Genomic DNA, 21317 nt, shown 5'->3' with positions numbered 1-21317 from the left:
ATCGATTTAACGATGGGCTAAGGTATGGGTCAGTGCGTCAAGATTAGCCTGAACCAGACTGGCAAGCAAATCTATATGTACCTGATCGGTATTAAGGGCAGCAATATAAGCATATTCTCCACCGCCTGCATGCTGGAAAATTTCTTTGTTTTGCATCGCCAACTCTTCCAGCGTTTCCAAACAATCGGCTGAAAATGCAGGACTAATCACCTGCACAGACTGAACTTTTTGCTCACCCCATTGTTGTAACAACTGATCCGTATAAGGTTTGACCCATTCTTGCTTACCAAAACGTGACTGGAAACTGATCGCCCACTCATGTTCTTGCAGATGCAACGCCTCTGCTACTAGGCGCGCGGTCATTCGACAACGATCCGCATAAGGATCACCCTTATCTGCATAAGGCTGAGGAATCCCATGGAATGACATGAGTAACTTTTCAGCTTTGCCATGCTGCAATTGATAGTTTAATACGCTATCTACCAATGCCTGAATAAACAGAGGATGCTGATAATAATCTTTAATCAAGGTAATGCCGGGCAAATGACGTTGCTGTGGAATCCATTTGGCAAAAGCATCATATAAAGGTGCGGTTGATGTGGCTGAGTATTGCGGAAACAAAGGCAATAAAATCACATGTTCTTGTGGATCTGTTTCAAGTTGCGCTAAAACATTATAAATACTGGGCTGGCCATAAGTCATCGCTGGAACAACGGTGAGATCAAATTGATGATTTTCTTCTTGTAATCGTTGTTTAATCAATTGCGTTTGCTCAAGCACTATTTCTCGCATCGGCGAGTCATTCGACCAAACGGAAGCATAGGCTTCGGCGACACGCTTAGGGCGAAAGGTCAGCACAAATAAACGTAGAATAATCCACCAAAGCGCCTTAGGAACCTCAATGACACGCGTATCAGATAAAAACTGCTTTAAGAAACGACGTACTGCTGGAGCAGTGGGTTCATCAGGCGTACCTAGATTTGCCAGAACCACAGTCACTTTAGGTTTTGGTGTCGCTGACATAGATCGCATCCGCTTTTCATTGAGTTCATGCAATTACTTTAGCAGTTTTAGCGCCCTTTTATAAATGGGATTAATGCATCGTCTTAAACTGAAAAACCCGATTACTATCCAATACATTACTTTCTAAGAGCTTTTGCCCTTTTGCCGTCAATTGCCACAACATGCGTTGACGATCATCACGCCCTGTTGGAATAATCCATTCATTTTGGCGCATTTGTAACTTAATCTCATGCAAGGCACGAATATTTACTTGCGCACGTGACACTGCATGCGCTCTTGGCATTTCTTTCCGCGCATCATCCAAACCCGTTTCATTTAAATACTCATTCATGCGCTTAGAAAAATATTCTTCAGGGGTGGGGATCACAAACGCAGTCCCCAATACATTGAGCAACTGTGCCCATGTCATTTTCCGGTGGGGTTTAATTTCTTTGAAGTTACCATCTTGATAAGCATGCATACGATATTCAAATGCATATAACTCATACATTGAGACTTTCGGTACACTGGTGAGCGGATCTGCTTCTCGGCTACCCAGCTCTGTTTCAAGTTGTTTGACTTTAGCGCGTAAGCTATCAATTTCGTCGCGTAATACCTGCGTATTTTGTGGACGCACCCAACCCACCACCGGATAACGCTCTAACATTTGCGGCATACTCGAACGCACTGCAAGCTCCAAATCTCTTAAGGTACGATAACAAAAGACTTGATCGACTTCATGTTGTAGTTGTTTTCTAAACTCTTTAAATTTTTCTTTTAATTCAGATTTATGATCATGCAATTTCGCTTCCCTAGATTCAGGGTCTTCATGCATAAACACCACAATCGGTTTTTGTTTGGTCATCGCATAAATATATTCCAGATGCATATAACCTACACCTGAAACCGACTGCTCACCATACTGACTTCCCAATAAGATCACCACATAATCACAATCATCAATCTGACGACGAGCAATAGAGGTGCTAAGTGGCGTCCGTTGCTCTAAACCCCATGAGAAAAAACCCATACCAACCAAAGTTTGGGCTAAAACCGCTCTTTCTGGCTGCATTTCATGACCAGATGTCGAAATAAAGACTTGATAACGAGTATCTTGCATAGGCTAAGCCCCAATTCACTTATCAATAATATCAAGTTCTAATCTTGATTTTTGTTAAAAGATAACCCTGATAAAAGATAAAATATGGTTCGATTTGGCACTTTCATGTGCTCACAACATCCAAATTCTGAATCGTCCATGTTATTTGTTTTGGTATAAGGCGCTGTAGTACGGGTTCTAATACGGCAGCATTGTTACCACTGGCAAAACATTCAATACGTGCAAAACTATGACGCATTTTGTCACATAATAACCTATTTTTTATCAAAATATATGCAGTTTGTCGCGCAACTGCTTGTCCAGAATCAATTAATTTTAACTTTTCATCAAAAACCTGACGAATCGCCTCTTTTAAAAATGGATAATGGGTACAACCCAACACCAAAAAATCTGCCTCTTGGTCAACAACGGGCTGTAAAATCTGCTGTAGTACCGACACACAGGCTTGACTCAGTTGCTGTCCAGCCTCAACAAAAGGCACCAGTTCTAAACTGGTCACGGTTAAAACTTTCACACCTGCAGGTTCAGCAAAGTTAGACATCACATCTTTAATCAATTGCCCACGAAAGGTAGCAGGCGTTGCCAATACAGCAACCACCTTGCTCTGGGTCTGAATCACCGCAGGTTTCAATGCAGGAACTAAACCAATAATTGGAAAGCGGTCACCATAATGATCGCGCAAATAATCCAAACTAAATGCCGATGCGGTATTACAAGCAACAACTGCAACTTTACAACCTTGGCGGTATAACCACTCAATCGCTTGCGCAGTGAGTTGACGAATCTCCTGATCTGAACGAGCACCATAAGGCACATGTTTGGTATCAGCATAATAAAGAATCCGCTCATTGGGTAAATGCTGAGCAATCTCTTGTGCAATAGACAGTCCACCAACCCCTGAATCAAAAATCCCAATCGGTGCATCTGAGGATGCATGAGGCATAGGGTCTAATAAAAGCGGCATCGCTTGAACGGCAGTCATACAAATCATTGGCACTTGTTTATTCGCTCTTTTAAGCTTAAACCTCAGGTGCTTAAATGCAAGACCAAATCACCACTTTTTAATGTTAAAACCGCCTCACCTTGCGCATTTTCAGACAAGTTACCGTAGTTAATCAGATGATAAAAGCTCTGCCTTTGAATCAATGCATTCATACCAAAGCGCACATGTACATAAGGACGTAATTCTCCTGCATATTCACGCATAAAAATGGGATGTTGTTGGTCTACAATCACCACATCTTGGTTGGTCGTAGTGAGTTGTAAATAGGTTTTGCCCTCGATCTCAACCTGATCCGCCTGATTAATCAATAACGGCTCATCTTCGACTTCGATTTCAATCTGTTCTACTGGTGTTTTGAGATAAAACTTCCCGTCTTCTTTCCATAAGACTCTGCTAAACAGATCGAGTAGTGTTTGTCGTTTGATCAATTGACCTTCGTGCCACCATTCACCATTGGCTTTTATCTTCAAATCCATTTTGCCACAATGTTTTGGATGCCATTGCTCTAAAGGTGGAATTGACCTTTTGTGACTTTGCTGTACATCTTTTAAGTATTGTGTAATGTTGATTAAGTTTCTATCATCAGACAACATGATTTTTCCCTTATTTTATAAAGAGCTTTGTGGAGAATCAGTTTTATTTACCATAGTTTATGCCTTGCTGACGTTAAAATAAAACGGCTCAGCCAATTGGCGAGATCAAGGTTTAAAACTATACTATCCCAAACGTTTGCAAGCACAATAGGTTCTTTTTGTGTTTGGCAATTCAGAACACTCATGGCAGCACCGAATCACAATATTACGGTTGCCACCCCTAAAAATATGAGGAGTCCTACATGGAACACATCGAACGTGAAGCGATGGAGTTTGACGTAGTGATCGTAGGTGCAGGACCTGCGGGTTTATCTGCTGCGATTAAAATTCGTCAATTAGCGATTGAAAACAACCTACCTGACCTTTCTGTTTGTGTTGTTGAAAAAGGCTCTGAAGTAGGTGCGCATATCCTTTCTGGTGCTGTACTTGAACCACGTGCCATGAATGAATTGTTCCCAAATTGGAAAGAAGAAGGCGCACCGCTAAATGTTCCTGTGACAGGTGACGAAACGTATTTCTTACTTTCTGATACTAAATCACAAAAGATGCCGTATTGGATGGTCCCTAAATCAATGCATAACGAAGGAAACTATGTGGTTTCTCTCGGCAATGTGGTGCGTTGGTTAGGTCAAAAAGCTGAAGAATTAGAAGTATCAATCTTCCCTGGTTTTGCAGCAAGCGAAATCCTGTACCATGAAGATGGTACGGTAAAAGGCATTCAGACAGGTGATATGGGGATTGGTAAAAATGGTGAACCTACCCATAACTTTACCCCAGGTTATGAATTGCATGCTAAATATACCTTATTCGCTGAAGGCTGCCGTGGTCATCTTGGCAAACGCCTGATTGCAGGTTTTGCACTAGATCGTGATGTTGATCCACAGCACTACGGCATCGGGATTAAAGAACTTTGGGAAATTGACCCAGCTAAACATAAAGAAGGTTTAGTGATGCATGGCGCTGGCTGGCCGCTATCTGAAACTGGCTCTGCTGGTGGTTGGTGGTTATATCACGCTGAAAACAACCAAGTGACCTTGGGTATGATTGTCGATCTTTCTTATGAAAATCCACACATGTATCCATTTATGGAAATGCAGCGTTGGAAAACCCATCCAGTCATCAAACAGTTCTTAGAGGGCGGTAAGCGCATTTCTTACGGCGCACGCGCTGTGGTCAAAGGTGGATTTAACTCTTTACCTAAATTGACTTTCCCAGGTGGTTGTTTAATTGGGGATGATGCTGGTTTCTTGAACTTCTCAAAAATCAAAGGCTCACACACTGCCATGAAGTCAGGTATGTTGTGTGGTGAAGCTGTATTCGAAGCGATTGCTGCGGGTGTTGCCAAAGGCGGTGATCTTGCGATTGCCCGTGTGACTGAAGGCGATGATCACTTCGACAAAGAGCTGACTGCTTATACTGAAAAATATGACAATTCTTGGTTAAAAGAAGAGTTATATAAAGCACGTAACTTTGGTCCTGCGATGCATAAATTTGGGACATGGATTGGTGGCGCATTTAACTTTATCGACCAAAATGTCTTTAAAGTACCATTTACTTTGCATGACTTAAAACAAGATTATGCAACACTGAAAACAGTTGATGCTTCAACCTTCAAACCGAACTATCCAAAACCAGATGGCAAACTTACTTTTGACCGTTTATCGTCTGTGTTTGTCTCGAATACAGTGCATGAAGAAAACCAACCGGCTCACTTGAAGTTGACCAATCCTGAAACACCGATTCAAGTTAACTTGCCGAAGTGGGATGAGCCTGCTCAGCGTTACTGCCCTGCTGGTGTGTATGAAGTGATGGAAAACGATGATGGTTCTAAGCGCTTCCAGATCAATGCAGCCAACTGTGTCCACTGTAAGACCTGTGATATCAAAGACCCATCACAGAACATTACTTGGGTGACACCTGAAGGTGGTGGTGGTCCGAACTACCCGAATATGTAATAGAACAGCCACCTTCTCTGCAAAAGCATAGCTTTTACACTTGCGGCAGGACAAAGCCTTGCTTTGTTCTTCCTGCCTCAGGTGGTGGTGGTCCGAACTACCCGAATATGTAATCGCATAAAAAAACCGAGTTTCAACTCGGTTTTTTTATGCGTGGTATTATTTAGCACAAATAAATTGAAATCCAAACTTAACCTTTCTGCACCAAATAACGATATTCAGTATTGCTCTGCTCATCAAGGCTTTCTTCTTTGAGCAATAACTCATGCCCCAAATGCATACAAAATTTTGGGATATCCCATGAAGTAGAAGGATCGGTTGCAAACACTTCAACAATATCACCCGACTTTGCTCTACGGATCGCTTGATGCAACATCATCACAGGCTCAGGGCAACGTAACCCTCTAGTATTGAGTTGAACAGTAGCAAGTTTTGATTGTTCCGACATCATAAAACTCAAATATTCGAATTTTCACATTTTAACATTTTAACATAAAGCGATGATTTAGAAATCCTTAGCAGTTTTTTGAAAAACTGTACGTTTTTTACATGGTTTTATTGATGCATATCTGCTTTTTCTTCGGTATGATGAAAATCATCTAATTGATATAGAGAGTCTTTAGGAAAGATCATGATCGAGGAATCCAGTCCGTCGTGGGGTATGCGTGGCCTAAGAAAATGGTTAGGTACTGCACCTGAAACCCGCGATGAATTACTCAAGTTAGTCCAAGACTCACGTCGCTTTTTAGAGCCAGATACTGTTGCTATGCTTGAGGGTGTTCTTGATCTGCCAGCAACAAAGATTCGAGAAGTGATGACCCCGCGTACAGCGATGATTAGCTTACAAGAAGATGACCAGTTACTCGATATCTTGGATGTCCTCATTGATTCAGCTCATTCACGTTTTCCTGTATTTTCAGCAGATCAAAGCGATAATGTCGTTGGGGTGCTATTAGCAAAAGACCTCTTACCGTTTTTAACTGATCGCAATGTGAAAGTTGATATTCGTGCCTTAATGCGCCAGCCAGTCTTTGTGCCTGAAAGTGCGCGTACAGACCAAGTCTTACGGATGTTAAAAAACACGCAAACACATATTGCCATTGTGATTGATGAGTATGGTTCAACGTCTGGTTTAGTGACGCTGGAAGACATCCTTGAAGAAATCGTTGGTGAAATTGAAGACGAGCACGATATTGCAGATGAAGAAGCCTTATATATCGTGCCAGACAATGATCCAACCACAGCAAACACATGGATCGTTCAAGCACTTACACCAATTGAACATTTCAACACCATTTTAAATGCTGATTTTTCTGATGATGAAGTTGAAACTATGGGCGGCTTACTGCTACAAGAAATTGGTCTAGTCAGTGATTTACAAGGTCAAACCATTGAACTTGATGCTTGGCAATTTACCATTATTGAAGCAGATGCGCGTACGATCCATCTGATTCGAGCTGTCCGTTCATGAGAACCTATTTTGAAAAACTGTTAAATCCTTCTCAACCACAAAAACAGCTTCCTTTTATCGTTCCACTGTTGATTGCACTCATATCGGGTGCAATCTTTAGTTTGGCACTTGCACCCTATTATTTTTGGTGGTTGGCGATTTTGTCACCAGCATTGCTATATGCGGTCTTGCGCCAACGCAGTCCTAAACAAGCCTTTGTTTTAGGATGGGCTTATGGATTCGGTTTATGGTTTGTCGGGGCATTTTGGCTCTACACCTCGATCCATGTCTATGGCGATACCAATGCGATTCTAAGTGTTCTAATGATCGTCGTCATGGCACTGTTGATGGGATTATTTACCGCTTTTCAAACATGGCTATATCGTCGTTTCTTCCCAGAAACACCACTGACCTTTGCTCCCCTTTGGGTCTTATTTGAATGGGCAAAAACTTGGATATTTACTGGTTTCCCATGGTTATTTGCAGGCTATGCTTTTACTGAACGACTATTAGATGGCTATGCACCATTATTTGGTGTTTATGCCGTCTCATTCGTGGTGATTGTCCTTGCCTGTGCCTTGGTCGAGATTTTAAATCGTCGCTGGTTTTGGGCTATTCCCGCTACCCTATTGGTTTTCGGTGCATGGGCTGTCGGGTATATTCAATTTGTACAGCCTAAAGCCGCAAAGCCGCTCAGCGTTTCCTTGATTCAGGGCAATATTCCACAAGATCTAAAATGGTTAACTGAATACCAGATCAAGACCCTCGAAATTTATGCAACGCTAACGCGTAAAGAATGGGGCCGCGACCTGATTGTTTGGCCTGAGTCTTCAATTCCATTATTTCAGACAGATATTCCAGAGTTTTTGGACGCAATGGCGGTTCAAGCCAAGAAAACAGATAGTGCATGGGTCACAGGGATTCCATATTGGGATATTCCTAAATCACAACAAGTTGGTGAGCCACAGTACTACAACAGCATTATGGCATCTGGCAGCGACTCTTCTGGCTTATATAAGAAACAACGCTTGGTTCCCTTTGGCGAATATATTCCGTTATCAGGCTTGCTAAAATGGGTACTACCCGCCATGCAAAATGATGTCAGTATGGCTGGTTTTTCTAGTGGTAGTTCTGAGCAAAAACCATTAACAGTGAAGGGACATGCGTTAGCCGCAGCGATTTGCTATGAAGTTGCCTATCCAAATCTGACTCGTCGTAATGCATTGAATAGTGACTTTCTCATTACCGTTTCTAATGATGCGTGGTTTACAGATACAGCAGGACCTTGGCAACATTTACAAATGGTACAAATGCGTGCCAAAGAAAATGGGCGTTGGTTTATTCGTGCCACCAATACAGGTGTCACCGCATTTATTGATCATCAAGGTCATATTGTAAAACAAGCACCAATGGATCAAGAGTTCGTGTTACGTGGCGAATTACCCGCAATGCAAGGGCAAACCTTATATAGCCGTTTAAGTGATTACCCGATCCTCATCTTCTCAGTTGTTTTACTGATGTTGGGTTGGTTCTATCGTCCGCGTAAGGTGGATGTTTCATTTAAATCACGGCGATGATAGATGATATGAAAAGAGCGTTTTTAAATAAAACGCTCTTTTTTATTTGAATCAGTGAAAATCAAAATGCCAGTGATAATTGCACACTTAAATATGCGACTAAACTGGACAAAAACAACATGGGAATATAGCGATAGGCTTTAAATAATAATTGCTCATAGTTAGTAATTAATGCTTTATTATCCCAAACACTGGTTTTCAAAGCACTTAGAAAACAAAGTACAAACCAAGCACTCAGCATACTCAGTGCAAAAAAGCCAATCATGATTTGGCTACTGCCTTCCGTTGTTTGCCACAAGTTTAATGCAGCTTCACTAATCGGTAATAAACTTAAAATGAGCAATACAGATTTAAGCATTGCCCAATGAAACTGATTCAGCTCATCCAACACAAAAAATGCTTTCATCTGCGACCTCCACATATATCATTTTTATGATTTGGATTGATTATGCAAAGCTTTTAACGAAAGAAAAAGGCTATTTTCATGCATAATTTCTTTTTCTTGTAACTATTAGATATGGGAATAGTTCTTATTATAACTATCAAATATCCAGTATTTTATTATATTTTTATATTTCATATATTTAGATTATATTTTAGAATCAAGAAACATTATCACTTCACTCTTGATTTATTTAAGGATTGAATGAAGTGATAACTTGAATTAAAAATTATGGCTGATAATAAATATCTGCATCATTGCCTTCGCCACCTTCTTTACCATCCGCACCAAACGAATATAAATCAAATGAACGCCCTTCACGACCTGGCATTACATATTGCAAATCATTTTCCCAACTGTCTTTCGGATAACCACCTTTGACATAACCGCCTGGCAACCAGTTTTTTGCAGATGCAGGTTGATTAACCAAAGCATCTAAACCACCATCTTGCATGGATGGATAACGACCATTATCTAATTTATATTGATCCAATGCCCCAGCCACACCTTTTAAAGTAATACTGGTGGTATCCACTTTGGCTTTTTCACCACGTCCCATTACATTGGGTACGATCAATGCCGCTAAAACACCTAAAATCACAATCACAACCATCACTTCAATCAGGGTAAATCCTGAGACCCGAGAAAACCGAGCAACGCTCGGTCGGGTCGCAAGAGGAGAAGCTGTGCTGCGAGTGCGAGGATCAGCGCAAGACGGAGAGCTGTGCTCGGAGTGGCATGATGCCGCAAGAGGAGCAGCTATGCTTGGGGCTTGAGTATTATCAACAGCAACTTCTTTATTTTGCATCTTCTGTTTATTCCTATTCATCTCTTTTACATCACTCATCAAATCATATTATTCATATTAATAATTGGCAACATAACCGCAATCACAATCACCAAGACAATGGCTGCCATAAAAACCAGCATCAAGGGTTCAAGCAATGCCAACATGGTCGATATAAATGTGGTGACCTCACGATCTTGCATCGTCGATGCGCGATCTAACATGCGATCCAGTTCACCTGATGCCTCACCACTTCGGATCATTTGTACCATCATTGGCGGAAAATAACCGCATCGCTCTAACTGCGTTGCCAAATTACCACCTTCTGTTACACGTTCCATTGCGACTTGAATCGCATCACGTACCACCCAGTTATTGCTGACTTCTGCACCGATGCGTAGCGCCTCTACCAAAGGTACACCTGATCGGGTCAGAATAGACAAGGTACTGGCAAATCGTGCTGCATTTATACCACGTGAAAGTTTACCAAATAGTGGCAATCTGAGCGTTAATCGGTCAAATGCGTAGTGCCCTGCGGTGGTTCGTAAAAAGCGTGTGAATAAAACAATGACAATAAAAGCCAAGAGCAATATCCCAATCCATGTTTGCTTGATAAATGCACTGGCTTTCATCAACAACACCGTAATCCAAGGTAATGCTTCTTTACTCTGTTCAAAAGTCTTCACAATTTCAGGAACCACATAGGTCATCAGTCCCATCACGATTGCGAATGACATCAGCATCAAGATAATCGGATAGATCATCGCGCCCTGAATTTTCTTTTGCATCGCAAAACGATTTTCAGTGTAATCAGAAAGCTGATCTAAAATGAGATCCAAATGTCCTGAGCGCTCGCCTGCTGCCACCGTGGCGATATAGAGTTCAGGGAATCGTCCTGATTGCTGCATGGCTTGTGCGAGCGAATGACCTTCTAGCACTTTTGAACGTACAGATGACAGTAAGTTTTGTACATGCGATTTTTCGCTTTGTTTACTGACCGCGCGTAACGCTTCTTCCAGCGGAATACCCGCAGCAACCAACACCGAAAGCTGACGTGTCATCAAAGCTAAATCATAAGCACTAAAGCCCTTTTTAAACCATGAACGTTGTTGCTGTTTATCTTTTTGTTCAACGGTTTCAACCGCAATCGGTGTCCATGCTTTATCTCGTAACTGTTGACGAATTTGACGTGCGGAATCTCCTTCAAGCACACCTTTGTGTTGCTTTCCAGAAGCATCAATAGCAGTAAATTGATAAGCTGGCATGGTTCTGTTCTAATTGTCCCAAAATAGTTGTTGTTCAGCGGCATCCTTGTCAGAGATGAGAAGCCAAAGCCCCGCAAGAAATCTGATGTAGATTGGCATAGTGCACAGCACTTTAGCACAGGGCTGATTGATATTTCATCCATGTCTTGCTTTATCAGCTAAAATGATTCAAACAAGGTATGAAATCGTACCATTTAACACATGAATAAAGCCTATATGCCTACCGAAAATTCTAACGCTATTCTTTACCGTATTCGAGTCGCCATACCTGTATTTGTGTATGACATGTTTGACTATACAGTCAGTGCTGAACAATATGCGCAGGCACAGGTAGGTGCACGCGTTGCCATTTCTTTTGGCCGACAAAACCTTGTTGGGATCATTACTGAAAAGGTTGATCCTAACGAGACATTTACTGGACAATTCAAGCTTAAAGCCATTACCGAACTGCTCGATCAACAGGCGATTGTAGATCAGCAAGTTTTAACTTTGGTGACATGGTCAGCGCAATATTATCAATTCCCGATTGGCGAAGTGATGCAAAGTGCTTTACCCACCTTATTAAGACAAGGACGTGCCCTAGATATTCTATTTCATCAGTGGAATATCACGCCGCATGACAATCCTGATGCTTTGTTAAAACGCTCTCAAAAACAATATGATGCTTACCAAGTCTTAAAACTTCATCCACAAGGTACCACTGAAAATATTTTAAATTTGAGTGGTGTGGAAACAGCAACGCTCAAAGCACTGGAAAAAAAGGGACTGATTGAGTGTCGTCTTGAACCGCATGACTTTACACCAACGCCAGTGCAGTTGGCACAAGTCCCCTTAACCCCAAATGAGGATCAAAAAAAAGCCATTCAAGAGATCCTCAAAGCACAACATCATTATCAAGCGTTTTTGCTCGATGGCTTAACAGGCAGTGGCAAAACCGAAGTTTATTTGCAAGTCATGTATGAGGTACTAAAACAAGGTAAACAAGTGCTGGTCCTTGTGCCTGAGATTGGTCTTACCCCACAAACAGTTGCTCGATTTAAATCACGTTTCCATTGCGATGTGGCTTTGATGCACTCTGGTTTAAATGACTCGAAACGCTTGCAAGCATGGCAACACGCACAAGCAGGCAAAGCATCCATCATCATCGGCACACGCTCTGCAATCTATACGCCACTCCCTCAGCTTGGCTTGATCATCCTAGATGAGGAACATGATCTCTCATACAAACAACAAGAAGGCTTCCGCTACCATGCCCGAGATGTGGCTTTGTATCGGGGGCATTTGCAAGGCTGCCCAGTAATTCTAGGTTCTGCAACACCAAGTATTGATAGTTATCATTTGGTGGAATCAGGAAAGCTGCATTTGCTTGAACTCAATCAACGTGCTGGGGTCGCTGTTTTACCGAAGATGCATGTGATTGATTTAAAAATTGCCAAGAAAAAACATGGCATAAGCCAAAACTTAATCGAACAGATCAAACTCACCTTAGAACGTAAGGAACAAGTGCTGATCTTTCTCAATCGTCGAGGTTATGCACCGATACTGATGTGTGAAAGTTGTGGTTGGCAAGCCAATTGCCCACATTGTGATGCTCACTTTACCCTGCATTCTCAACCATATCACTATTTACATTGCCATCACTGTGGCACCATTCATCGCCTACCTGATGAATGCCCTGCATGCCAAAAACAAACGCTCAAAACCATTGGTGCTGGCACAGCCAAACTTGAGGAACACTTACAAGAGCTTTTCCCTCATCATGAGGTGATTCGGGTTGATCGCGACAGTACCAGTCGTGTGGGGAGCTGGCAAAAAATTTATGATCGTATTCAGCAGAACAAACCCAATATTTTGTTGGGCACACAAATGCTGGCCAAAGGACATCATTTCCCCCATGTCACACTGGTGGCCATTTTAGATATTGATGCAGGTTTGCTGAGTGTTGATCTACGTGCGCCTGAACGTACCGCGCAACTGATCGTTCAAGTTGCAGGTCGTGCAGGTCGTGGTGAGCATAAAGGCAGTGTTTATTTACAAAGTCTGCGCCCAGATCACCCCATGCTGACCACCTTGATTGAGCATGACTATCGGACTGTGGCGAAGCAAATGTTAGCAGAGCGCAAGATCGCCATGCTGCCACCCTATCGTTATACCGTATTGGTGCGTGTTGAATCCAAAGATCGAGCATATAGCCAACAATTCTTAGCTGAAATCGCGCAACAATTAAGAGCAATGGCTGCTGATCTAGTCGATATCTGGGGACCGATCCCTGCACCAATGGAACGAAAAGCAGGACGTTTCCGTGCACACATGGTGATTTTGTCTGCTGATCGGGCAAAATTGCATTTTTATTTACGCCAATGGTGGCAACAAGTGGTACATTTACCTCGTCAACACCAACTCAGACTGTCGATTGATGTTGATCCGCAAGAGTTTAGTTAGCCAAAGTTTGACACTAAATAAAATTTCATCTGAAATCTGATACTCAGAAACGTCATCTGCAACCTGCGTAGTATTTGCAATATAGTGTTTCTGCGATAAAACTGGATAGTTGAAAAAAGTTAACAGGTTTTGCAGATGAGAATGCCTTTGCTTACTTTGGGCGAAACCAAAGTAAGGCGAGCCGCAGGCTAGTGATAATATTAGATGAGAATTTGGAAAGACTCCGCCATGCTCACCCATTATCATAACAAATTAGAAATCAGCTAAAATCAAACGTAGGTTGTTTAATGTCTTTATTACTCCCGATCATTTTTTTACTGGCTGCGACTTTAATTTTTGTTCCAATTGCAAAACGCTATGCCGCAAGCACTGTTTTGGGCTATCTCATCACAGGGCTTTTGCTTGGTTCGAGCGTGTTCGCACTGATTACCGATACACAACTGATTCGCCAATTGACCGACTTAGGCATGATCATGCTGATGTTTTTTGTCGGTTTTGCCTTTCGTCCTCGACACCTTTGGATGCACCGCAGAGATATTCTAAAAAATAGTGGTGTGCAACTTACCATTATCACCATCAGTTTAGTGAGTGTCTGCTTTCTGCTATTACAAGACCTTCTGAGCAGCGCAATTCTTGGTCTTGCCTTGGCATTGTCTTCAGTGACTTTAATCCAGCAATTGCTGCATCAGAAACAACAACTCAATAGCACATTCGGACAGTCAGCCTCGAACACCCTACAGTTTCAAGTGTTTATTGCCATTATTTTAATTGCACTTTTTCCCTTATTGGAAGATACCGCAACAACTCAACACGGTATTGCCTATTTTGCCGCCATCATTGCCACTGTTTCAGGCTTGTTCTTGGCCAGCCGTTATCTGGTTCGCCCTGCATTTCGCTTTTTGGCTCGTTGTAATAGTCTTGAACTGATTCCGATACTGAGTTTACTTGTGGTTTTGGCGGTTATTTTGATCATGGATATTCTCAACATCCATGTTTTGATTGGCGCTTTCCTTGCTGGATTATTACTCGCAGAAACTGAATTTAAGGCAGAAGTCGAACGCATTGTTCATCCCTTTAAAGATGCGGCGATCGGACTGTTTTTCCTTGCGATCGGTCTGAGTCTTTCGCTGACGCCCCTGTTGCAATCACCGTTATTGATCTTGGCTTCTATTCTTGTTTTAGTGATCATTAAAGCCAGCGTGGTCGCTGCAATCAGTTATTACCAGCACCGTCATGCCAAGTTAAGTACCCTCCTTGCCGTAACCTTGGCGCAAAGTGGGGAGCTGTCATTTATCCTACTGAAAGTTGCTGAAAGTGAAAATGTATTAACCCCAACAATACTCGAACCCACCTTGCTGATTGTTTTCGGTTCAATGCTACTTACACCAGTATTGTATTGGTTGGTCAACACTAAAATATTACCAAGGATGCTGAAAAAAGCGCCTGTTCCTACAGAGGATGTACCACAGCATTCGATTCTCGTTGTCGGTTTTGGTCGTTTTGGACAAGTGATTGCTCGAGCTTTACATGCACAAGGCAAGCAATTCAGTATCATTGACAGCAACCAACCCGATGCCGATTTTATGGTGCAATATGGGCATCGATTCTTTGATGCCGATGTGACCCAAGTTGAAAATCTACGGGCTGCGGGAATTGAGTACTGTAAATTACTAATCCTTGCCATAGATGATGTAGAAGACAGCATGAATCTGGCGCGTTATCTTCGTTTGAATTATCCAGATTTGACGATTTTAGTTCGTGCACGTGATCGACATCATGCTCATTTATTAAATGGTTTAGGCATTCAACATATCTGGCGCGAAACCTATGCATCTTCATTAAATATGGCGCAACAGGCTTTAATTGAAACCGGTCTAAGCAATGAAGACGCACAAACACAAATTGAGCAATTTAAACTGCAAGATCAACAACTCCTCGAGCAACAGCATTGGTCACATACAGAATATGATTCGATTGGTGCTTATCCAAATGCAATTGCGGAACTCGAATATTTGTTTGAAAATACAAAAATCATCACTCAAGATCGTGTGCAGGGTGAGCAAACTAAACAAAGTGATGCAAATTCGCCCAATGAAACATCTTGAGTTTTAGCAAATAGACACCATTATTGACTGCATAACCATTCACCTTTTTATAAAAGCCCTAAGCGCTTTTCAAGGCAAAGCGTTGCTTTGTTTCCCCCTTATGGGGTGCTGGAGAAAAATATGTCTGATTTACGCCAACGCTTTTACATCGAAGATAGTCCTATTCGCGGTGAAATAGTTCATTTGGAAGAAGCACTGCAAACCATTTTGGCGAAACGTGAGTATATGCCTGCAGTACAAAGCTTATTGGGTGAAATGTTAAGTGCAACCGCCTTACTTGCAAGCACATTGAAGATTCAAGGGCGGATTAGCTTACAGATTCAAGCAAATGGCACATTTAAATGGGCAATGGCTGAGTGTAACCATTTAGGTGAAGTCCGCGCTTTGGCTGATTATGAAGAAGATCCACGCTTCGCCGAAGGTACAGATAGTCGCACTGTGCTGGCATCACTCAGCAATCCCATTCTGTTTATTAATATTGAACCAGAACATGGTGAACGCTATCAAGGTATCGTACCGCTTGATCAACCGACCTTGGCGGGTTGTTTAATACAATACTATGACTTGTCTGCCCAGATTCCGACCCACATTGTGTTGGCGACCAATAGTCAACGTTCAGGTGGTTTATTGATTCAGCTACTTCCTCGTAATGATGAAGAAGAGCAGAAACTGGTGGATGAAGATTTATGGCCACGTTTGACCATGCTCACTGAAACATTAAAACCTGAAGAACTCACTGATCTTTCAGCCGATGAAATTTTGTATCGTTTGTATAATGAAGAAGAAGTGCGTCTGCCTGATGTTGAACAATTAAAGTTTGGTTGCACCTGCTCTAAGGAGCGGTGTGCCAATGCTTTGATTCAAATTGGTATAACTGCGGTACATGAATCCCTTGAAATTCAAAACCCAATTCAAATGGATTGCCAATGCTGTAATACGCGTTATGAGTTTACTGCTGAAGAAGCATTAGGCTTATTTGGTGAACATTTGAGTTAACCTCTTTTTAAGAGTCTTTATTAGTAAATATAAAGACTCTTTTTAATTATATTAACTAAACAAACTTATACTCCTAATCTTTCATTCAATTTTATAACCTACCAACACTTTTCACCATGATTCGCTAGTTCTTATTGTACAGCTCACTTCTTTCATCATTCTTTTGATCTTTACTAGATTTAACTCTAAATCTCCCCTTTGGTAAATCATAGAACATGAGCAACTCATTAATGAAGATTCTAGCTCGTCTTCTACTCACAACTCTATTTTTATCTATTTTATCGAAGAAAAGTCCAACCATTTCAAAAATCATCAGACATAAATACTTTAATATTAACGTTGCTATTACAATATAAAACGCAAGTAAAAAATCAAGTAAAGCAATTTTCTCTATCGAAGCACCTTTATAAAAATCAAACACATCATTAATATCTGAACCTGCCGCAATACACAAGCTCATCACAACAGCACATCCTCCCATAAACATTGCCAATGTACGATTTTTAGACTCTGGCTGAAAAAGGATATTCATCGCTTGTTTTGATCCAAATACAAAAACAGACTGATTTCTTTCTTTTAAATTGATTAATTTATCAATCTTTTCAGCAATTTCTACATAGTTAACAGGGCTAACATCCAAGAATTTCAACAACCAAATCTTTTTCAATTTACTTAGACTCTGTTCCTTAGTATCCAATATCTCTTGCATATCTTTTATTATTATTTTATCCCGCTGCTGCATGATGAGGAATAAATTAAAAAGCAATATAACCTCAAAAACAATACATATAATTAGCCTAATTGTTTGCCCTAAATCAGGAAAATATGGAAATGCTTCAAGCCGTGTATACCAATAAAATGAGTACAAGAATATGATAGCAAGTAAAACAAAAGTCCAGATTTTTGCATTCTTCCAATAAACAACGCTACTATATGATTCAAATGCATTATAATAAGCATTAATTATTTTAAACAGATTTCCCACAACCAAATACTCAACAATAAACTTAAATATAATTTATATTCATTGAGTAAATAAAGTAAACCACATCACCTGATCACAGTGACACAAGTTGTCGCTTTAAATACACCATTTTTAGAGAATACTTATTATTCTTATAGTTTTCCCTCATTATAATATCTATTGAGCTATTATTTTACTACTATTAAAGTATAAATCTATTTACTTATTTTCAACTCGTTGCTTTAAACTTTCATTCATTATATGAAAATTTTGCTCTGTTTTCTTCAACTCCTTGTCGACAAACATCACAAGCAACCCACTAAAAACCTCACTATGCTTCAATAGGGTCTTATTTTCTGCCACTTCAACCAATTCAAAACGATGAACACCATCAAAAAGGCCGTTGACCAGCAATTTCCCTTTCCATGCAAATATTGAGAATTGCTTATTTTCAACCACTTTCGGTTCAAATTTCATGATGCTCTCATCTGGACTCTGCAATACCACCTTAAGCGCATGACCAATCTCATTATTGCCTTCAATGTTGATGATAAAAGGATTCCACTCTGGATAGGCTGCAAAATCCATTAAGGTATTCCAGACTTCTTCCGAAGAACCGTTGATGATAATTTCTGTATTGATCTCTTTATGCATCTGCTTTTTTCCATCGCCTATCAAAAAGTAACCCACAACCATAATAAGCAAAATAATTAAGATGCCACTGAGGATACGTACTAACATGTGCAGGATTCCTTAACACACTCAAATAAATCGGATTTAAATCATTCGGAGATACTTTTAGGATAGTGCTACAACTCAAAACTTAAAAAAAAATACAACACATAGTCAAAATACCAATAAACGCTACCATAAATTTATTTCATTTCTATTTCTAATATCTAGCAAGCTGTTCCTGTCACCAAAAACAAGTTTTATACAATCCAGCCCATTGAAATCTTATTGATTCGTTTCATAATGAAAGAAATCGTATAACTATATTCATCAGATTATGGCAAAAAACTATTACGAAGAACTGGGTGTTGCGCGCAGTGCCTCAGCAGATGAAATCAAGAAAGCCTATCGTAAACTGGCAAAAAAGTATCATCCTGATATCAGTAAAGAAGCTGATGCTGAAGCCAAAATGCAAACGATCAATGTGGCCTATGACACCTTGAGTAATACCGAGAAAAAAGCTGAATATGATCAAATGTTGGATCATCCACAAGGCTTTGGCGGTTTTGGTCAAGGTAACGCACAAGGCAGTGGATTTGATGGCTCACAATTTTATCGCCAAAGTTCTGGAGACAATGCTGACTTTAGCGGTTTTGAAGATATATTTGGACGCTTTGGGGCTGGCTTCGGTGGTGGTCAACAACGTTCGCAACGCCAACAACGTAGCTATCGCGGTGAAGACCAACATGCCAGTATTCAAGTCGATTTATCTGTCGCCTATCACGGTTCAACACAACAGATTAGTTTGCAAATACCAACGTACAATGTATATGGCGAAGCTGAACTACAGCGCAAGACTTTAGAGGTTAAAATTCCCAAAGGAATGAAAGAAGGTCAACAAATCCGTTTAAATGGTCAAGGACAAAGTGGTATTAACGGCGGTGAAAATGGAGATCTTTATATTGAAATTCAATACAACGATACTGATCGAATCCGTGTGGAAGGTGCAGATGTCTACCAGACCATTGATGTTAGTCCTTGGGAAGCGGGTTTAGGACAGAATATTGGGGTGAGTACACCTGCGGGACAACTCAATGTCAACTTACCTAAAAATGCAAAGAATGGACAACAATTACGTTTAAAAGATAAAGGCATTCCAAACAAAATCGCAGGACATCTTTATCTGATCATTAACATCGTTTTACCACCAGCACACAGTGAACAAGAGCAACAAGCCTATCAGCAATTTGCTGATGCTTTTGCCTCTTTCCAACCTCGTGCGTGATAAGGAGTAAGATCATGACAACGATTCAATACAAAGAAATCCAATATGATGGTCACTGCCAAATTGAAATCATTGATGAACAACTGGCATTAGATCTTGAACGCTTTGCCGAAACTTGTGGTCAAAGTACAGAGTGGGTACTCAAACTAATTGACTATGATATTTTGCAAGTCCAAGTAGATCCGCAAAGCTATCAGTTCATTGGTGAAGATGTTGCACGTGCACGTCGTGCTTATCGCTTACAACGCGACTTTGATGCAAGCTTATCTGCTGTGGCTGTGATGTTGGATTTAATCGATGAAGTTCAGCAACTACGCAAACAGTTAAAACATTTTCATTAAGCCATCATTGGAATGACCAAGTCCAAACTATTTTAGCTTGGTCATTTTCTCGACTTCTTTCAGCGTTTGCTTAATCGGTTCATAATCGAGGAACCATAATATATTTACATTACGTTGCTTGTGTTGCTGTGCCAGTAAATCAATCACACTGCGCTCTCCCCGCCCAACCAAATGCTGTTGATAAAAGTAGTACAGTAATAAAATTGTACTCATCAACATCACGCCCAGCATAATCCAGAATCCAATAGGTGATTTGAGTCCTGGAATAAACTCAAAATTCATACCATACACCCCTGTTAGTAAAGTGAGGGGAGCAAAGATAGCCGTAATAATTGCTAAGATTCGCATATTTTCATTGGTCTGATTGGCTATCGCAGAAAAATGTAAATCAATAGCAGATTGAATCGCATTTCTTAAACGTAATGTATGCTTTTGTACGCGCTCAATATGGCTCATTAAATCATTCAAACGTACGAGTAATATGTCCTGTGTCTTATGTTTTTGTTCAGCCACAATATGATGATAATTGTCCACCAATTCATCTCTAAACTCCTGCAAGGTCTCAATTTGCTCCTCACATAAATTTTCGATTTGTTGAAACGCCATGTCCTCATGGAACAGTTGATGCCATTGTTTAAAACGACGATTTCCTTGTAATAATTGTTGCTGCCAATATTCCACACGACGAGTCAATGGTGAACGTAAATTGAGATAACCATCAATCATACTATTCAGTAATCTTAAGGATAAATCGGCAGGTGTACTTGGTAATTTACGTGGTTTATTTTGCTCAGCAATGGCCCGTCCCATAATCAGTTGGATACGCTGGATATAACTCTCTACCGTCATATTGCCCTGTTCTCTTACACTGACCAGAATATTTGGCGTCAGAATAAAGCTCATCGGAGTCGTAGTTAAACCAAATACATTCTCATGTGAATCTGAAATTCCCCCACTCGCATCAATTTGATCATCAGGGCTAATCAATTTACGGAAAATCAATAAATCATATTCTTCAACAGTATCAAAAGCACATGGATGCTCAATATTCAGTAAGTCCTGCATGTGAAATTCATTTAACACAAGTCCTGTAAGCTTATAAATATCGTTTTGCCACGACTCGGTATGATGGACAAGCTCTTGTCTTAAACTGTCTACCCATAGAAATTCCAGCGTATGGTCAATTTGTTCTTCTGCACTAATAAAAATTGTATTTTCACTATGATGACGATAAAAATAATAAAGTTGCATAACTCTGATATTCATTTAGACCCTAAAATATCTTGCCACAAAAAAGTCCGCATTTAGCGGACTTTTT

At 40.7% G+C, this 21317-nt stretch carries 19 protein-coding genes; 8 read left to right on the top strand and 11 right to left on the bottom strand.

All coding sequences use genetic code 11. From position 1 onward, the window contains the following. Positions 1–6 precede the first annotated feature (6 nt). The 4 genes from hemH to MMP72_RS02995 all read right to left on the bottom strand — a co-directional run bounded on the left by hemH (position 7) and on the right by MMP72_RS02995 (position 3718). Positions 7–1023: a ferrochelatase gene (hemH, locus tag MMP72_RS03010; protein ID WP_241314582.1), complete on the bottom strand. Its 1017-nt coding sequence runs from the start codon at positions 1021–1023 to the stop codon at positions 7–9. 70 nt (positions 1024–1093) lie between these two features. Next, on the bottom strand, positions 1094–2122 hold the full coding sequence (locus MMP72_RS03005; RefSeq protein WP_241314378.1) for a DUF4062 domain-containing protein: 1029 nt from the start codon (positions 2120–2122) through the stop codon (positions 1094–1096). A gap of 103 nt (positions 2123–2225) precedes the next feature. Further along, positions 2226–3104: a glutamate racemase gene (gene murI / locus MMP72_RS03000; RefSeq protein ID WP_241314376.1), complete on the bottom strand. Its 879-nt coding sequence runs from the start codon at positions 3102–3104 to the stop codon at positions 2226–2228. A gap of 44 nt (positions 3105–3148) precedes the next feature. Beyond that, positions 3149–3718: a DUF1285 domain-containing protein gene (locus MMP72_RS02995; protein WP_241314374.1), complete on the bottom strand. Its 570-nt coding sequence runs from the start codon at positions 3716–3718 to the stop codon at positions 3149–3151. A gap of 242 nt (positions 3719–3960) precedes the next feature. On the opposite strand from MMP72_RS02995, the gene MMP72_RS02990 reads away from it, so the two are divergent. After that, positions 3961–5673 (top strand): electron transfer flavoprotein-ubiquinone oxidoreductase, encoded by a 1713-nt coding sequence (locus MMP72_RS02990; RefSeq protein ID WP_241314372.1) that lies wholly within the window; start codon positions 3961–3963, stop codon positions 5671–5673. Positions 5674–5863: 190 nt separating this feature from the next. Here the strand turns inward: MMP72_RS02990 and tusA are convergent, their stop codons facing one another. Then, positions 5864–6121 (bottom strand): sulfurtransferase TusA, encoded by a 258-nt coding sequence (gene tusA / locus MMP72_RS02985; protein ID WP_241314370.1) that lies wholly within the window; start codon positions 6119–6121, stop codon positions 5864–5866. A gap of 183 nt (positions 6122–6304) precedes the next feature. On the opposite strand from tusA, the gene MMP72_RS02980 reads away from it, so the two are divergent. Together MMP72_RS02980 and lnt are read left to right on the top strand one after the other, a co-directional pair. After that, positions 6305–7144, top strand: a complete 840-nt coding sequence (locus MMP72_RS02980; RefSeq protein WP_241314368.1) for a CBS domain-containing protein — start codon at positions 6305–6307, stop codon at positions 7142–7144. Continuing rightward, on the top strand, positions 7141–8700 hold the full coding sequence (lnt, locus tag MMP72_RS02975) for an apolipoprotein N-acyltransferase (protein WP_241314366.1): 1560 nt from the start codon (positions 7141–7143) through the stop codon (positions 8698–8700). Before MMP72_RS02980 ends, lnt begins: the two co-directional genes overlap by 4 nt. A gap of 61 nt (positions 8701–8761) precedes the next feature. On the opposite strand, the gene MMP72_RS02970 is transcribed toward lnt, so the two are convergent. The 3 genes from MMP72_RS02970 to gspF form a co-directional block, all read right to left on the bottom strand. Beyond that, the gene (locus tag MMP72_RS02970; RefSeq protein WP_241314364.1) at positions 8762–9106 is read right to left on the bottom strand and encodes a hypothetical protein; all 345 of its coding nucleotides are present in this window, start codon (positions 9104–9106) and stop codon (positions 8762–8764) included. Between the two features lie 265 nt (positions 9107–9371). Beyond that, the gene (gspG, locus tag MMP72_RS02965) at positions 9372–9950 is read right to left on the bottom strand and encodes a type II secretion system major pseudopilin GspG (protein WP_277606312.1); all 579 of its coding nucleotides are present in this window, start codon (positions 9948–9950) and stop codon (positions 9372–9374) included. A 38-nt stretch (positions 9951–9988) separates the two neighbouring features. Beyond that, positions 9989–11194, bottom strand: a complete 1206-nt coding sequence (gene gspF / locus MMP72_RS02960) for a type II secretion system inner membrane protein GspF (RefSeq protein WP_241314362.1) — start codon at positions 11192–11194, stop codon at positions 9989–9991. 201 nt (positions 11195–11395) lie between these two features. On the opposite strand from gspF, the gene MMP72_RS02955 reads away from it, so the two are divergent. The 3 genes from MMP72_RS02955 (at position 11396) to MMP72_RS02945 (ending at position 16737) form a co-directional block, all read left to right on the top strand. Further along, the gene (locus tag MMP72_RS02955; RefSeq protein ID WP_241314360.1) at positions 11396–13636 is read left to right on the top strand and encodes a primosomal protein N'; all 2241 of its coding nucleotides are present in this window, start codon (positions 11396–11398) and stop codon (positions 13634–13636) included. Between the two features lie 287 nt (positions 13637–13923). Then, positions 13924–15741: a cation:proton antiporter gene (locus MMP72_RS02950; RefSeq protein ID WP_241314358.1), complete on the top strand. Its 1818-nt coding sequence runs from the start codon at positions 13924–13926 to the stop codon at positions 15739–15741. A gap of 120 nt (positions 15742–15861) precedes the next feature. After that, complete coding sequence (locus tag MMP72_RS02945) at positions 15862–16737, top strand: Hsp33 family molecular chaperone HslO (RefSeq protein ID WP_241314356.1); 876 nt, start codon at positions 15862–15864, stop codon at positions 16735–16737. Positions 16738–16861: 124 nt separating this feature from the next. Here MMP72_RS02945 and MMP72_RS02940 read toward each other — a convergent pair whose 3' ends face one another. Then, positions 16862–17722, bottom strand: a complete 861-nt coding sequence (locus MMP72_RS02940; protein ID WP_241314353.1) for a hypothetical protein — start codon at positions 17720–17722, stop codon at positions 16862–16864. A 198-nt stretch (positions 17723–17920) separates the two neighbouring features. Then, positions 17921–18442 carry an SRPBCC domain-containing protein gene (locus tag MMP72_RS02935; protein WP_241314351.1) on the bottom strand — a complete coding sequence of 174 codons (522 nt, stop codon included), beginning with the start codon at positions 18440–18442 and terminating at the stop codon, positions 17921–17923. 268 nt (positions 18443–18710) lie between these two features. On the opposite strand from MMP72_RS02935, the gene MMP72_RS02930 reads away from it, so the two are divergent. Together MMP72_RS02930 and MMP72_RS02925 are read left to right on the top strand one after the other, a co-directional pair. After that, a complete protein-coding gene (locus MMP72_RS02930; protein ID WP_241314349.1) occupies positions 18711–19658 on the top strand; it encodes a DnaJ C-terminal domain-containing protein in 948 nt (315 codons plus the stop codon). 14 nt (positions 19659–19672) lie between these two features. Further along, entirely contained in the window at positions 19673–19999 is a 327-nt protein-coding gene (locus MMP72_RS02925; protein ID WP_130161906.1) for a chaperone modulator CbpM, read from the top strand. Between the two features lie 27 nt (positions 20000–20026). Here MMP72_RS02925 and MMP72_RS02920 read toward each other — a convergent pair whose 3' ends face one another. Then, positions 20027–21250, bottom strand: a complete 1224-nt coding sequence (locus MMP72_RS02920; RefSeq protein WP_241314576.1) for a magnesium transporter CorA family protein — start codon at positions 21248–21250, stop codon at positions 20027–20029. Between the last annotated feature and the right edge of the window lie 67 nt (positions 21251–21317).

This window comes from Acinetobacter sp. NIPH 2699, assembly GCF_022549355.1.
Classification (GTDB): Bacteria; Pseudomonadota; Gammaproteobacteria; order Pseudomonadales; family Moraxellaceae; genus Acinetobacter.
Note: the sequence above shows the minus strand (reverse complement) of the source record. Positions and strands in the feature narration are given on the sequence as shown.